11 protein-coding genes are annotated in these 14,414 nt (G+C 62.3%); 1 reads left to right on the top strand and 10 read right to left on the bottom strand.

The window, feature by feature from the left end; all coding sequences use genetic code 11:
• Positions 1-81: 81 nt before the first annotated feature.
• A complete protein-coding gene (locus AAEZ08_RS19215; protein WP_102821455.1) occupies positions 82-1,032 on the bottom strand; it encodes a lysylphosphatidylglycerol synthase transmembrane domain-containing protein in 951 nt (316 codons plus the stop codon).
• Between the two features lie 224 nt (positions 1,033-1,256).
• Between AAEZ08_RS19215 and AAEZ08_RS19220 the strand changes: the two genes are divergently transcribed.
• On the top strand, positions 1,257-2,507 hold the full coding sequence (locus AAEZ08_RS19220) for a cytochrome P450 (RefSeq protein WP_003284912.1): 1,251 nt from the start codon (positions 1,257-1,259) through the stop codon (positions 2,505-2,507).
• A gap of 15 nt (positions 2,508-2,522) precedes the next feature.
• Here the strand turns inward: AAEZ08_RS19220 and AAEZ08_RS19225 are convergent, their stop codons facing one another.
• The 9 genes from AAEZ08_RS19225 to accB form a co-directional block, all read right to left on the bottom strand.
• Positions 2,523-5,327 (bottom strand): hybrid sensor histidine kinase/response regulator, encoded by a 2,805-nt coding sequence (locus AAEZ08_RS19225; protein WP_500124937.1) that lies wholly within the window; start codon positions 5,325-5,327, stop codon positions 2,523-2,525.
• A 116-nt stretch (positions 5,328-5,443) separates the two neighbouring features.
• Positions 5,444-6,736 (bottom strand): phosphoribosylamine--glycine ligase, encoded by a 1,293-nt coding sequence (gene purD, locus AAEZ08_RS19230; RefSeq protein ID WP_500124938.1) that lies wholly within the window; start codon positions 6,734-6,736, stop codon positions 5,444-5,446.
• Positions 6,737-6,935: 199 nt separating this feature from the next.
• Complete coding sequence (gene purH, locus AAEZ08_RS19235; protein ID WP_003279912.1) at positions 6,936-8,540, bottom strand: bifunctional phosphoribosylaminoimidazolecarboxamide formyltransferase/IMP cyclohydrolase; 1,605 nt, start codon at positions 8,538-8,540, stop codon at positions 6,936-6,938.
• Positions 8,541-8,616: 76 nt separating this feature from the next.
• Positions 8,617-8,937 (bottom strand): DNA-binding transcriptional regulator Fis, encoded by a 321-nt coding sequence (fis, locus tag AAEZ08_RS19240; protein WP_003279911.1) that lies wholly within the window; start codon positions 8,935-8,937, stop codon positions 8,617-8,619.
• Positions 8,934-9,947 carry a tRNA dihydrouridine synthase DusB gene (gene dusB, locus AAEZ08_RS19245; RefSeq protein WP_003279907.1) on the bottom strand — a complete coding sequence of 338 codons (1,014 nt, stop codon included), beginning with the start codon at positions 9,945-9,947 and terminating at the stop codon, positions 8,934-8,936. Before dusB ends, fis begins: the two co-directional genes overlap by 4 nt.
• A 204-nt stretch (positions 9,948-10,151) precedes the next feature.
• Complete coding sequence (locus AAEZ08_RS19250; protein WP_003279905.1) at positions 10,152-11,387, bottom strand: DUF3426 domain-containing protein; 1,236 nt, start codon at positions 11,385-11,387, stop codon at positions 10,152-10,154.
• Positions 11,388-11,496: 109 nt separating this feature from the next.
• Positions 11,497-12,378 carry a 50S ribosomal protein L11 methyltransferase gene (prmA, locus tag AAEZ08_RS19255; protein ID WP_003279904.1) on the bottom strand — a complete coding sequence of 294 codons (882 nt, stop codon included), beginning with the start codon at positions 12,376-12,378 and terminating at the stop codon, positions 11,497-11,499.
• 185 nt (positions 12,379-12,563) lie between these two features.
• Positions 12,564-13,913: an acetyl-CoA carboxylase biotin carboxylase subunit gene (gene accC / locus AAEZ08_RS19260; protein ID WP_003279902.1), complete on the bottom strand. Its 1,350-nt coding sequence runs from the start codon at positions 13,911-13,913 to the stop codon at positions 12,564-12,566.
• Positions 13,914-13,930: 17 nt separating this feature from the next.
• On the bottom strand, positions 13,931-14,389 hold the full coding sequence (gene accB / locus AAEZ08_RS19265) for an acetyl-CoA carboxylase biotin carboxyl carrier protein (protein ID WP_003279900.1): 459 nt from the start codon (positions 14,387-14,389) through the stop codon (positions 13,931-13,933).
• Between the last annotated feature and the right edge of the window lie 25 nt (positions 14,390-14,414).

Raw genomic sequence — 14,414 nt, forward strand, 5'->3', positions numbered from 1 at the left:
AGGGCTGCATGATCGCCTGTGTAGCGTCTCTTCGCCAGACCAACTTCGTCGGGATGGGAATTCTGCATGTTTCGTTTCGCGCTACTCATGTGGCGACGCGCCGACACGCCTCGTGCGCCATTGGCTGTGCTCGAAGAACAGCACAACTACCATCGCCAGTGCGAAAGGCAATAACAGATAGAAAACGCGGAAGACGATCAGTGCTGCGAGTACATCGACAGTTGGTAGCTCGGGTAGTGCGGCGACGAAGGTCAGTTCGAGCACGCCGAGCCCTCCCGGTGCGTGGGAGAGCAGCGCCAGCGAGAAGGATGCGAGGAATACCCCGAGGATTGTCAGATAACCCGGGTTGTTTTCCGCAGGCAGTGCGAAATAGATGATCGCCGCAGCACAGAACAGCTCAAGCGGCCCGGCCAGCAGCTGGCGGCCGACAATTGGCAGTCGTGGGTATTCGATATGCCATTTGCCCAGGCGCCAGGGCGCTAGCTGGCGCCACGCACCGAAAGCGTAAAGCGCTATCAGCCCAAGTAGACCGGCCCCCACCGCAATCGATACCCAACTGGCGCTGGCCACGACACGCTCCAGCAGTTGCGGTTTGAGAATCAGCACGATACCTGCTGCAAGCAGGGTGCCCAGGGCGAAAGTCAGCGAACAGAAGACGATGAGGATGCCGATTTCCTGTGGTGTCAGTCCTTTGCTGCGGTATGCGCGGTAGCGCACCAACGCGCCCGAGAACACCGAAGCGCCGATGTTGTGGGCCAGGGCGTAGGTCGTGAACGAGCAGAGGGCGATGAACCACCAGGAGATTTTCTTGCCCAGGTGGGCCATGGCAATACGGTCGTACCACGCCAGTGCGGCATAGGCGCCCAGTGTCGAGAGCGCAGCCAGCAGCCAGTGTCGTGCACCGATTGCCTGCAGGCTGCCGGTGAGCTCGGCCAGTGAGATATTGCGCACCTCGTGGTACAGCAGGTAACCAGATAGCAGCACGGCTGCGACCCCGAACAGGGTCCAGGCGACATCGCTCCTCTTCATCATTGCGTGACTCCTTGGGGTTTTCAGGGCGGTCACGCTCGCTGCTGGCGCGCACCGGTCATCCCTGATTCGCCGCCAGGCCAACCACCTCCACCTGTTTCGGCTCGTCCTGATAATCGGCAGCAATCGGTGGGTTTTGTTCAGTTTTCCGACTCTCGGGGCGCTCCCCCGGCAACGCCTGAAGCAGTGAGCTGTCGACTGCAGACCCAGCTAAAAGGAGTACGCCAATGACCGACATTCCCCGTGACGAACATCTGGAGAGCTCGCTTTCGCTGCTTGGCGAAGGCTATCCCTTCATTCGTGAGCGCTGCCGACGCTTGCACAGCAACCTGTTCCAGACGCGTCTTCTGATGCAGAACACCATCTGCCTGAGTGGCGAGGAGGCTGCGCGCCTGTTCTATGACGAGCACTATCTGCAGCGGGACAAGGCAATGCCGCGGATGCTGAAAAAGACCTTGATCGGCGAAGGTGGTGTTCAAGGACTGGACGGTGAGGCCCACCGGCATCGCAAGCGCATGTTCATGCAGCTGTTGGATGCCGCAGCCGTCGAAGAGATCGTAATGGCGACCGAACAGGGCTGGCGCCGTGCTATCGGCGAGTGGCAGGCGCGCAGCAACATCGAGCTCATGCGCGAGGTCCAGACCCTACTCACCGATAGCGTATGCCGCTGGGCCGGTGTGCCACTGCCGTCAGCGGAATTGGCTGAGCGCCGTGACCAGTTGGTGGCCATGATCGACGGCGCGGGGGGCATTGGCACGCGGCAGTGGGCTGCACGCAAGGCCAGGCGCGAAGCAGAAGCCTGGTTGCAGCAGCTGATCGAACAGGTACGTTCGGGCGAGCTGGAGGCCGATCCGGCGACAGCGCTGATGGTCGTCGCACACCACCGCAACCTGGATGGCTCGCCCCTCGACAGCCGCGTGGCGGCAGTCGAGTTGCTCAACCTGTTGCGCCCGACCGTCGCTGTCTCCTATTTCATTATCTATGGCGCGCTGGAGTTGTTGGCTCACCCACAGTGGCGCGAGCGCCTGCGCACCGACGATGCCATGCTCGAGCCTTTCGCGCAGGAGGTGCGGCGAATTCATGCGTTCTTCCCTTTTACAGCCGCCCGGGTGCGCGAAGGGTTCGATTGGCAGGGCTACCATTTCCCTGCGGGCACGCGTGTCATGCTCGACCTATGGGGTACGAACAGGGAAGCAAGTCGCTGGAGCGAACCCGACACGTTTCAACCAGAGCGCTTCGAAGGTTGGCAGGGCAACGCCTTCAGCTTCGTGACCCAGGGCGGTGGCGATCCTGCCGAGGGGCATCGTTGTCCGGGCGAACGGCTGGCCATCGAGTTACTGAAGCTTGCATTGCGCATGTTGACCCGGGAGATGCAGTACGCGGTGCCGGCGCAGGATCTGCGCATCGACCTGACGCGCATGCCAGCTAAACCGGAAAGCGGCTTGCTGATTTGTGATGTGAAGCCACTGGCTGCCTGATGCTCACGCGGGCGGTCAGTCGATGTGCTCGGCCTGCTTGACGCGGACCCAGTGGTCGATCAGCTCGCGCAGATGCGAGAGTTCGACCGGCTTGGCCATGTGGCCGTCCATGCCCGCTTCCCGCGCACGTTCTCGGTGCTCGCTGAGAATGTGCGCGGTCAGGGCAACCACGGGGGTGCGCGGTCGCGCATTGTTGGCTTCCCACTCACGCAGTTGGTGGGTGGCCTGGAAGCCGTCGAGCACGGGCATCTCGCAATCCATCAGGACCAGGTCGTATGGCTGCGCCTTGATCGCTTCCAAGGCCTCTTCGCCGTTGCAGGCGGTATCCGGTTGCAGGTTGAGCTTGTTCAACATGCCGCGGATGACCTTGGTGGAGATGCTGTTGTCCTCGGCGACCAGAATGCGGAAGTCGGCAGGAACGTCGAGCAGCGTCGAGGGCGGTGGTGTCATCTGACGATGCTGACCGCCCTGTTGGCGCTGGGCAAGCTCATCAGCCAGGGTGGTTCTTAGCGTGTAGCCCGCTACCGGCTTGGCGAGGATGCGCTTGATGCCGGCATTGCGGGCGATGATCTTGCTCGGTGCGCTGCTCATCCCGGTAAGCATGATCAGCAGAATGTCGTGGTTGAGGCTTGAGTCTTCCTTGATCTTGCTGGCCAGCTGCATGCCGGTCATCCCCGGCATGTCCTGATCCAGTAACACGACATCGAAGTATTCCTTTAGATGAGCCTTGGTACGCAACAGGGCCAATGCCTCCTTGCCCGACGCAACCGCGCTGACCTCCAGTCCCCACCCGCTGCATTGCTGGACCAGCACCTTGCGACAGGTGTCGTTGTCATCGACGATCAGTAGTCGCGTACCTTGCAGTGGTCCGTCCAGATCGGCATTGCTTTGCGCCAGTCCGTCGCTGGCCAGCGGCAGGCTGATCCATAGCGTGTTGCCTTGGGTGGTGCCGGTCTGAATCCCGAAGTCGCCGTCCATCAGCTGCACAAGCTGGCGAGCGATGATCAGCCCAAGGCGTCCGCCATGCCGCGTAGCGGCCAGGAAGTCATGGCTATCCACCGCAGCGTTGAGCAGCGCATCGCGCTCGTATGCCTCGAGCGGGCGGCCGCTATCCTGCACGGTAATCCGCAGGCGCGGGCTGTCTTGTGGTCCGTCTACCGCTGCGATGAGCAGAACCTCGCCTTCGTCAGTCTGTTTGAAGGCGTTCTCCAGCAGATTCAGCAGGGTTTGGCGCAGACGTGTCGGATCGCCTACCACTACCTGCGGCAGCTGCGGCTGGATGAAGCTGATCAACTCGACCTTTTGCTGCTCGGCCTTGGCGCGGAAGATACTCAGACAGTCCTCGATCAGGGCGTTGAAGTCGAACTGCACGTCATCCAGTTCGATCTGGCCGGATTCCAGTTTGGAAATGTCGAGAATCTCATTGATCAGATTGAGTAGTTCGTTGCCCGAGCTGTGGATGGTTTGAACATAGTCGCGCTGTTTGGCCGACAGTGAAGTCCCGAGCAGTAACTCGCTCATGCCCAGCACGCCATTCATCGGCGTGCGCAACTCGTGGCTGATTTTCGAAAGGAAGTCGGCCTTGGTTTTCAGCTCGGCGCTGGTCACTGCAGCGGCGGTGTACTGGGTGCGGCTGTCTGACTGTAGTTGGCGCTGTCGTTCAAGCAACGCGAAGCTCAGCAGCAGGCCGCCAAACGTCGCCAGGCTGAATAGCCCGCCGGTCAGCCAGCCGGGATCAAGCTGATCGAACCCGAGCAGCATGGGCATGAAGAAGGCCATGCCCATGTTGAACAGCGTCAGGCCGGCGACCACGAGTCGCGCAGGCTGATAACCCTGTCGCCAGTGGTAGAGCGCCACGAATAGCGCACTGAACGAGGCGGCTAAGGTGAGCGAATAGATCAGCCAGCTGTACCAGAGCCAATTACCGAGCAGGATGATGCCGGCCAGGGCAAGCACCAGATTGAGCTCGATTCCGAGCAGCCAGGTTATCCAAGTGCGCCCGCGATGATGGAAAAAGCCCAGGCTGTAGCCAAGCAGCGCGCTGCTTGCCGCCAGCGCCGAGAGGTCGGCTATCAGCGGCTGGCTATAGGTCAGCCCAGGCAGCCATACCGCCAGTACTCCCAGGTTGGCCATGGCGCAGGTCAGCAGCGCGCCGTGCAGTAGGCTGAGCCAGATATGGGTGTAGCTGCGCGTATAGGCAAAGCGCAGCAAGTTGTAGACCATCAACAACGCCAGGGCGCCGAACAGTGCACCGAACAGATAGGCCGGCTTGCTTTGGCTGACCAGGCCACTATCGTCGATGGTTTTGAACCAGGTCATCACCGGATGACTGGACTGCAGGCGGATATAGGCTTCGCGTGGCTGTCCATCGTTCGGCAGGCTGAACAAGTACGCCCGGTTAGGCAGCGGCCTTGCGCTTAATGGGCGCAGCTCGCCGGTCGCTGTGTGTTGCTCCAGTTGGCCGTCGCGTAGCAGATAGAAATCCAGATACTGCACACGCGGTGCGAACAGCCATAGCCATTTCGGCTTGGTCAGCGGCGGCAGGCTGACTTGCAACCAGACGGCTTTGTCACTCTCCGGGGCGCTATATGACAGTTTGTCCAGGCGCTGAAACAGTGCGCGCTGGGAAACCACCTCGTCGAGCGTAAGCCCTCCCGACTGGTCGATCAGCATGCGCCAGTTCTGTGGCACGGAATTGGGTGGAGCAGATAGTGCTGGGGAGGGCGTCGACTGGGTAATGGACGCCAGGGCCGGAAGCGGGATCAGGTTGATCAGCAGCAGGCCGAAGAAAACAGCGATGGCAATCCGGAGCCGACCCACTTGAGAAGTCCGTTCATGTGTGTGACGGCCGATTATAGCCATGCCTTTGTCGGCCTGTAATGCGTGCGGCAGCTATAAAACTTGGCGCCGCACGCATTCCTGGCGCCTGGCTACGCTCAGCTGCCGCCCAGCTCCCGGGAGATGGCGCGATAGCCGATATCTTTGCGATAGAAACAGCCATTCCAGTGGATTTTTTCCGCCAGACGGTATGCCTGTTGTTGCGCCTCCGATACGGTGCGGCCGATGGCCGTTGCGCAAAGCACGCGGCCACCGGCGGTGACGACCTGGCCCTGGTCGTTCAGCGCGGTACCGGCATGAAACACCTTGCCATCCAGCGCAGCGGCATCGTCCAGCCCTTCGATCACATCGCCCTTGGCGTAATCGCCCGGGTAGCCGCCAGCGGCCAGCACCACGCCGACGGTCGGGCGCGGATCCCAGGTCGCCTCGACCTTGTCCAGCGCCTTGGCCAGCGCGGCTTCGACCAGCAGCACCAGCGAGGATTCGAGGCGCACCATGATCGGCTGGGTTTCCGGGTCGCCGAAGCGGCAATTGAACTCGATGACCTTCGGCTGGCCAGCCTTGTCGATCATCAGGCCGGCGTAGAGGAAGCCGGTGTAGACATTGCCTTCGGCAGCCATGCCGCGCACGGTCGGGTAGATCACCTCGTCCATCACGCGCTTATGCACATCGGCGGTGACCACCGGAGCCGGCGAATAGGCGCCCATGCCGCCGGTGTTGGGGCCGCTGTCGCCGTCGCCGACGCGCTTGTGGTCCTGGCTGGTGGCCATCGGCAGCACGTTCTCGCCGTCGACCATGACGATGAAGCTGGCCTCTTCGCCATCCAGGAATTCTTCAATGACTACGCGCGCGCCGGCGTCGCCGAAGGCGTTGCCGGACAGCATGTCGCGCACCGCTTCCTCGGCTTCGGCCAGGGTCATGGCGACGATCACGCCCTTGCCGGCGGCCAGGCCGTCGGCCTTGATGACGATCGGCGCGCCTTTTTCACGCAGGTAGGCCAGCGCCGGCTCGACTTCGGTGAAGTTCTGGTAGTCGGCAGTGGGGATGTTCTGGCGCGCCAGGAAGTCCTTGGTGAAGGCCTTGGAGCCTTCCAGCTGGGCGGCGGCGGCGGTCGGTCCGAAGATGTCCAGGCCGCGCGAACGGAACAGATCGACCACGCCTTTGACCAGCGGTGCCTCGGGGCCGACGATGGTCAGTTGTACGTTGGCAGCGGAGAAATCCGCCAGTTGCTCGATGGCCAGTACGTCGATGGCGACGTTCTCGCACTTGGCTTCGGTGGCGGTGCCGGCGTTGCCCGGGGCGACGAAGACCTTGGCAACGCGTGGATCCTGCGCAACCTTCCAGGCCAGGGCGTGCTCGCGGCCGCCGCTGCCGATGATCAGTACATTCATTTCTCTCTCCCAATGGAGGCGGGCCGGTCGCCCGCTTGGTGGATAAGCGAAGCGTTATCCACCCTACGAATTCTGAGGTCGCGATCGGGCTGGTAGATGCAAGGCGCCCGATTCTTCACCCAGCGGAGTTGCCTTCTGGCAATGAGCATGGGGGAGGAGCCGGGCAACGCCGCAGATGCCTGTCCGAGTGCGGCCGATTTTAGTGCCGGAAGTGGCGCATGCCGGTAAACACCATGGCAATGCCGGCTTCGTCAGCCGCTGCGATCACTTCGTTGTCACGCATCGAGCCGCCCGGCTGGATCACCGCGGTGATGCCGGCCTTGGCCGCGTTGTCGATGCCGTCGCGGAACGGGAAGAAGGCGTCCGAGGCCATCACCGCGCCGGGAACCGGCAGGCCGGCGTGCTCGGCCTTGATCGCGGCTATGCGCGCGGAGTTGACGCGGCTCATCTGGCCGGCACCAACGCCGACTGTCTGGCGGTTCTTGGCGTAGACGATGGCGTTGGACTTGACGAACTTGGCCACTTTCCAGGCGAAGATCAGGTCATGGATTTCCTGCTCGGTCGGCGCGCGCTGGGTGACGATCTTCAAGTCTGCTTCGGTGATCATGCCGATGTCGCGGCTCTGGATCAGCAGGCCGCCGTTGACGCGCTTGTAGTCCCAGCCCGGGCTGCGCTCGGCCGGCCACTCGCCGCACTCGAGCAGGCGCACGTTGGCTTTGCTGGCGACGACGTCGCGCGCGGCTTGAGAGACCCTGGGTGCGATGATCACCTCGACGAACTGGCGCTCGACGATGGCCTGGGCGGTTTCGCCGTCCAGCTCGCGGTTGAAGGCGATGATGCCGCCAAAGGCCGACTCGCTGTCGGTGGCGTAGGCCAGGTCATAGGCCTTGCGGATGCCGCCTTCATCTTCCGGTACCACAGCCACGCCGCACGGGTTGGCATGCTTGACGATTACGCAGGCCGGCTTGGTAAAGCTCTTCACGCACTCCAACGCAGCGTCGGTGTCGGCCACGTTGTTGAACGACAGCTCCTTGCCCTGCAGTTGCGTGGCGGTGGCGACGCAAGCTTCGTCGGGCTTCTCGACATAGAAGGCGGCTTGCTGATGCGGGTTCTCGCCGTAGCGCATGTCCTGCGCCTTGATGAACTGCATGTTGTAGGTGCGCGGAAACAGGCTGCGATTTTCGGTGCTGAGCTGCTCGGTGCTCTGGTCGATGCCGCCCAGGTAGTTGGCGATCATGCCGTCGTAGCCGGCGGTGTGCTCGAACGCCTTGAGCGCCAGGTCGAAGCGCTGGGCGTAGGTCAGCCCGCCGTTCTTCAGGTTGTCGACCACTGCCGCGTAGTCCTCGGCATTGACCACGATGGCGACGTCCTTGTGGTTCTTCGCCGCGCTGCGGACCATGGTCGGGCCGCCGATGTCGATGTTCTCGATGGCGTCCGGCAGGGTGCATCCGGGCTTGGCCACCGTGGCGGCGAACGGATAGAGGTTGACCGCCACCAGATCGATCGGGGCAATGCCATGCTCGGCCATCACCGCGCCGTCCAGGTCACGACGACCAAGGATGCCGCCGTGGATCTTCGGATGCAGGGTCTTCACCCGTCCGTCCATCATCTCCGGGAAACCCGTGTAATCGGCCACTTCGACGGCAGCGATACCGTTGTCACGCAGCAGCTTGAAGGTACCGCCGGTGGAGAGGATCTCAACACCGAGGGCTTCGAGCTCGCGGGCGAAGTCGACGACGCCGGTCTTGTCGGACACGCTGATCAGCGCGCGGCGCACGGGGAGGCGGGTGGTTTGGTCGGTCATTGACGTTTCCTAGAGGCTACAGGCTTGAGTCCGCACAACTGGCAGGTGCGGACAGCCGCGCCTGCCAGCTGTCGCGTCAGAGCAGGTCGTACTGTTTGAGTTTCTTGCGCAGGGTGCCGCGGTTAAGGCCCAGCAGCTCGGAAGCCTTTGTCTGGTTACCCTTGACGTAGTGCATCACGGTTTCCAGCAGCGGCGCTTCCACTTCGGAGAGTACGAGGTTGTAAACGTCCGTGACGTCGGCACCTTCGAGGCGGGCGAAATAGTTGTGCAGCGCTTTCTCGACGCTGCCTCGCAGTGTCTGCCCTGCTTCGCTCGGCGTGTTCAGGTGCTGCTTGAGGTTCACGTTGTCACTCACGGATGTTGTTCCACTTACCAATGTTTCATTCAACAGCGTCATGCGGCCACCTCTGTTCCATCCACCGAGCCAGGCCCTGAGCGTTGTTCGGCAAAGAATTGCCGAATGCTGAAGCCCTGTGCATCCCTGTCTTCCAGATGATTGAAACGGGCACGGAAGTCCCGAGCGCCCGGCAGTGTTGCGAGATACCAACCTACGTGTTTGCGGGCGATGCGGACTCCCATCACCTCGCCATAGAATTCATGCAGCGCCTGCACGTGTTCGAGCAGGGTGTCTTCGATTTCTTCCAGCGCCGGCGCCGCCAGCAGTTCGCCGGTGCGCAGATAATGCGCCACCTCGCGAAAGATCCAAGGGCGACCCTGCGCCGCACGTCCGATCAGCAAGCCATCCGCCCCGGTTGCCTTCAGCACCTGGGCCGCCTTGTGCGGCGAGTCGATATCGCCGTTGGCGAATACCGGAATGGATACGGCCTGCTTGATCGCAGCTACGGTGTCGTACTCGGCATCACCGGTATACAGGTCGGCTCGGGTGCGCCCGTGCACGGCAAGTGCCGCAATGCCCGACTGTTCGGCAATACGCGCGACAGTCAGGCCGTTCTTGTTCTGCCGGTCCCAGCCGGTGCGGATCTTCAAGGTCACCGGAACGTCTACGGCGCCAACCACAGCTTCGAGGATTTCAGCCACCAAGCGCTCATCGCGCATCAATGCCGAGCCTGCTGCCTTGTTACAGACCTTCTTTGCCGGGCAGCCCATGTTGATATCGATGATCTGTGCGCCCAGCTCCACATTGCGCTGCGCCGCATCGGCGAGCATCTGCGGGTCGCCACCGGCGATCTGCACGGAACGGGGCTCGGGCTCGTCCGCATGAGGCATGCGCAGGCGCGATTTACGGCTGTTCCACAGGCGTACATCGCTGGTGAGCATTTCCGAAACCACCAGGGCCGCGCCGAAGCGGCGGCACAACTGGCGGAACGGCTGATCGGTCACGCCAGCCATGGGCGCAAGGATCAGTTGATTCATCAAGGTGTAAGGGCCGATACGTACCGCTGACATGAAGATTCCCTGCTTGGGGCCTGCTTGTTAGGTAGATCGGGACTGCAAAAAAGGGTGGGCATAATACCCGCTACGCATGACGGGTTAAAGGCTGTTTTGAACAAATTCTGAACAGTGGTCGCCTTATCGCCGGGAGTTTGGACGCGGTGCTCGTCGAGGGCGTGAGCGCCATGCCCGAACACGGTCGAGAAAATCCGAGTGCCGCTATTCGGGCGAATGGAAGCTCAGGCTGTAGTTAACCGCTTTCGCGCCTGGGTCGAGTATGTCCAGAGCGATATGGATGGGCACTTGGGGGGGCATCTGCGTCTGTCCTGCGAGCTCTCCGGAGAGGTATTCGCTCGGTTTGAAACTGCGGCTTGCCAGCAGCTTGCCGTTCAGGTCGGCGAAGCGGATTTCCAGCAGCGGGAAGGGCTGCGCGAAGGCTGCGCGGTTGTAGAGAATCGCGTCAACCACCAGAGCGCCGGTGAATTCGGGGTGGCTGCGTACGACCAGGTTGCTGCTCTTGATCTGGCCGATATCGACCAGCGCGGGCAACTCGCAGCCGAGCGTCGGGCAGATTCGCTCAAACCAGGGGCGGTATTGGTGCTGCCTCGACAGTTCTTCGTAGTTGTAGGCGACGTATTGAGCGCCGAGTGCCCCCAAGGCCAGGAGGTTCAAGGCGCCCCAGCCGAACCAGCGGCCCCAGGGTTTCTTGCGCTCTTGCCAGTCGAGTTGTAAGGGCTCATCGTCGAGCTCGAACAGCGGATCGCCACGCAGGTCTGGTTCCTGGCGGGGCGCGCTAGTGCCCTCGGAGGCGGAAGCAGTTTCGGTATCGGCTGGCGTGATGTCGGGTTCGATGCGCTCGCTGCCAGCCTGCTGCGCCTTGGCGGCAGACAACGGTGTCGTGTCGACCATCAGCGGGGACGGGGGTTGCGGTGCGTCGGCCGCTATCGGGGTGAAGCTGACGGCTTCGTCGCGCGGGGTCGGTGTGTCCGCAGTGCCCTGCTCGGCGTGCAGCAGGATTTCGGCCCAACTTTCGTCGTGCGCGGTAGCTGCATCGGACTTGGCTTCGGTCGCTGCGTTGTCGGCTGTCTTTAGTCCCGCCAGGTCACGGGATAGCTCGCGCTCCTGCCGCTCTAACTTGGCCAGCTCTTCGTCAAGATCGAGGCTGTCCAGATCCAAGTCATCATGGATCCACAGCGTTTCATCGGCTTTACGTGGCGTTAGTGCGCCATGCGTCGGTGCCATGGCGACTTGCGTCTGCTCCGCATCAGCCTTGGCAGGGGTGGGCGCAGTCAGTGGTTGCGTCGGATCCAGTTCGTCACGCAGCAAGTGATGGGCTGCGTTGAACACTTCAAGACAGGCGCCGCAGCGCACCGCTCCTTGAGCTGCGCGAAGCTGGCTGCGGCCAATGCGAAAGCGGGTGCTGCAGTTGGGGCACTGAGTGATGAAGCTGGTCATGCGTTTTTCCGCGCGAAGATGCCGGCTAGTCTAGCGCAAGCCAGTCGCGGAGCGGCAGTGGGCCACCGCGGCTGGTCGCAAGTGTGCGGGCGAAGTCGCATGGCGACTTTCAGGTACGACGCACGCCACTGATACGTACCCAGCCGTCTTTATCGGCAGTTGGGTCGAGCTCGAACGCGTGGTTGTACGCTGCGCGGACCTCGTCGGCCTGTTCGGCGAGGATGCCGGACAGTGCCAGGTGGCCGCCGGGCTTGACCAGAGAAGTGATGCGTGGCGCGAGCGAGACCAAGGGGCCTGCAAGGATATTGGCGACCACCACATCGGCTGGCTGCTCGGGCAGCTGCTCCGGTAGATATAGGGCGAAGCGCTCCTGGGGGATGCCGTTGCGCTCGGCATTGTCGCGTGAGGCATCCAGGGCCTGAGTATCGATGTCGGTGCCGACAGCATGCTCGGCGCCCAGCAGCAGGCCTGCGATGGCGAGTATTCCCGAGCCACAGCCGAAATCCAGTAGAGACTGGCCATGCAGAGGCTGAGCGTCCAGCCACTCGAGGCACAGTGCTGTGGTGGGGTGGGTTCCGGTGCCGAACGCCAGGCCGGGGTCCAGCAACAGGTTGACCGCATCGGGCTCGGGCGCAGCGTGCCAGCTGGGGACGATCCACAGCCGGCGGCCGAAGCGCATCGGCTGGAAGTTGTCCATCCAGCTGCGTTCCCAATCTTGATCTTCGATGACCTCGACTTGATGCTCGGGCACTTCGCCGCCGCGTAGCAGCTGGAGGTGGGCGAGCAGGGCGTCCGGGTCGGTATCGGCTTCGAACAGGGCCAGCAGGTGGGTATGCGACCACAGCGGCGTGGTGTTGAGGTCCGGCTCGAAGATTGGCTGATCTTCGGCGTCCATAAATGTCACTGAGACTGCGCCCAGGTCCAGCAGCTGGTCTTCCAGCGGTTCGGCCTGATCGGGGGTGATGGCGAGTCGGATCTGCAGCCAGGACATGGAGGCCTCTCGTGGGGTCGCGGGAAAAGCTGGCAAGCTTACTGGAGGGGCCGATTCGCGGCCAGCGCAGGCGAAGGCCACAAGTCCATAGTGCCGCTACTGTCAGACGAACTGATCTGCCTGCGGTATCAAAAACGACAGAGGCCGCCCGAAGGCAGCCTCTGTGTGCAGCAGCGAGCCTGGGCTCAGTGCTTGTCCATACCCAGCTTCTTCTCCAGGTAATGGATGTTGACGCCACCTGCGCAGAAGCCAGCGTCGCGCACCAGATCGCGGTGCAGCGGGGCGTTGGTTTTGATGCCATCTACGATCAGCTCGTCCAGCGCATTGCGCATGCGACCCATCGCTTCATCGCGACTGGCACCGAAGGTGATCAGCTTGCCGATCAGTGAATCGTAGTGCGGCGGCACGGTATAGCCGTCGTACAGGTGCGAGTCGACGCGTATGCCATTGCCGCCTGGCGCATGGAAGTGCTTCACTTTGCCCGGGCTGGGCATGAAGGTGCGCGGATCTTCGGCGTTGATGCGGCACTCGATGGCATGGCCGCGGATGACCACGTCCTCCTGCTTGATCGAGAGCTTCTGGCCGCCGCCGATCAGCAGCATTTCCTTGACGATGTCGATGCCAGTGACCATTTCGGTAACCGGATGCTCCACCTGAACCCGAGTGTTCATCTCGATGAAGTAGAAGTTGCCGTCTTCGTAGAGGAACTCGAAAGTGCCAGCACCACGGTAGCCGATATCGATACAGGCCTTGATGCAGCGGGCCTGAACCTTGCGGCGGGCTTCTTCGTCGATCAGCGGGGCTGGGGCTTCCTCGATCACCTTCTGGTGGCGACGCTGTAGCGAGCAGTCGCGATCGCCCAGATGGATGGCGTTACCCTGGCCGTCGGCGAGCACCTGGATTTCCACGTGGCGTGGATTGGTCAGGAACTTCTCGAGGTAAACCATCGGGTTGCCAAAGGCTGCGCCGGCTTCGTTACGGGTCAGCTTGGCGGAGTCAATCAGGTCCTCCTCCTTGTGCACCACACGCATGCCGCGACCACCGCCGCCACCGGCGGCCTTGATGATCACCGGATAGCCCACTTCGCGAGCGATCCGCAGCGCTTCCTTTTCGTCTTCCGGCAGTGGGCCGTCGGAACCCGGTACGGTCGGTACGCCGGCTTGCTTCATGGCGTCCTTGGCGGAGACCTTGTCACCCATCAGGCGGATAACGTCGGCGGTTGGGCCGATGAAGGTAAAGCCGGATTTCTCCACCTGTTCGGCGAAGTCGGCGTTCTCGGCGAGGAAGCCGTAGCCGGGATGGATGCCGTCGGCACCCGTCACTTCGGCGGCAGCAATCAGCGCCGGTATGCTCAGGTACGACTGTGCAGAGGCGGCCGGGCCGATGCAGACGGACTCGTCGGCCAGCGACACGTGCATCAGGTCACGGTCGGCAGTGGAGTGCACCGCCACGGTCTTGATGCCCAGTTCCTTGCATGCGCGCAGAACTCGAAGGGCGATCTCGCCGCGGTTGGCGATCAGTACTTTTTCCAACATCGCTGGCTCTCCGCGGTTCAAACGATGGTGAACAGCGGCTGGTCGTATTCGACCGGCTGACCATTCTCCACCAGGATGGATTCGATGGTGCCGCTGGTTTCGGCCTCGATGTGATTCATCATCTTCATGGCTTCTACGATGCAGAGGATGTCGCCTTTCTTCACGCTCTGGCCAACGTCGACGAAGGACTTGGACTCTGGCGAAGAGGCGCGGTAGAAGGTGCCAACCATCGGCGAGCGAACCACGGTGCCATTCAGTTTGGGAGCGGCCGGAGCAGCGTCGGCCGCCGGAGCGGCAGCTGCGACAGGTGCGGGCGCTGGCGCGGCCGGTGCCTGTGCGTAGATCGGCTGCTGCATCGCTACTTGCTTGCTGTGGCGGCTGATGCGTACCGACTCTTCACCCTCGTGGATTTCCAGTTCGTCGATACCGGACTCTTCCAGCAGTTCGATCAGCTTTTTGACTTTGCGAATATCCATGAAGCATTGACTCCCAAGTAAGTTC

Origin of the sequence: Pseudomonas sp. E45-MNA-CIBAN-0222 (assembly GCF_040310405.1) — a bacterium.
GTDB lineage: Bacteria > Pseudomonadota > Gammaproteobacteria > Pseudomonadales > Pseudomonadaceae > Stutzerimonas > Stutzerimonas stutzeri_AC.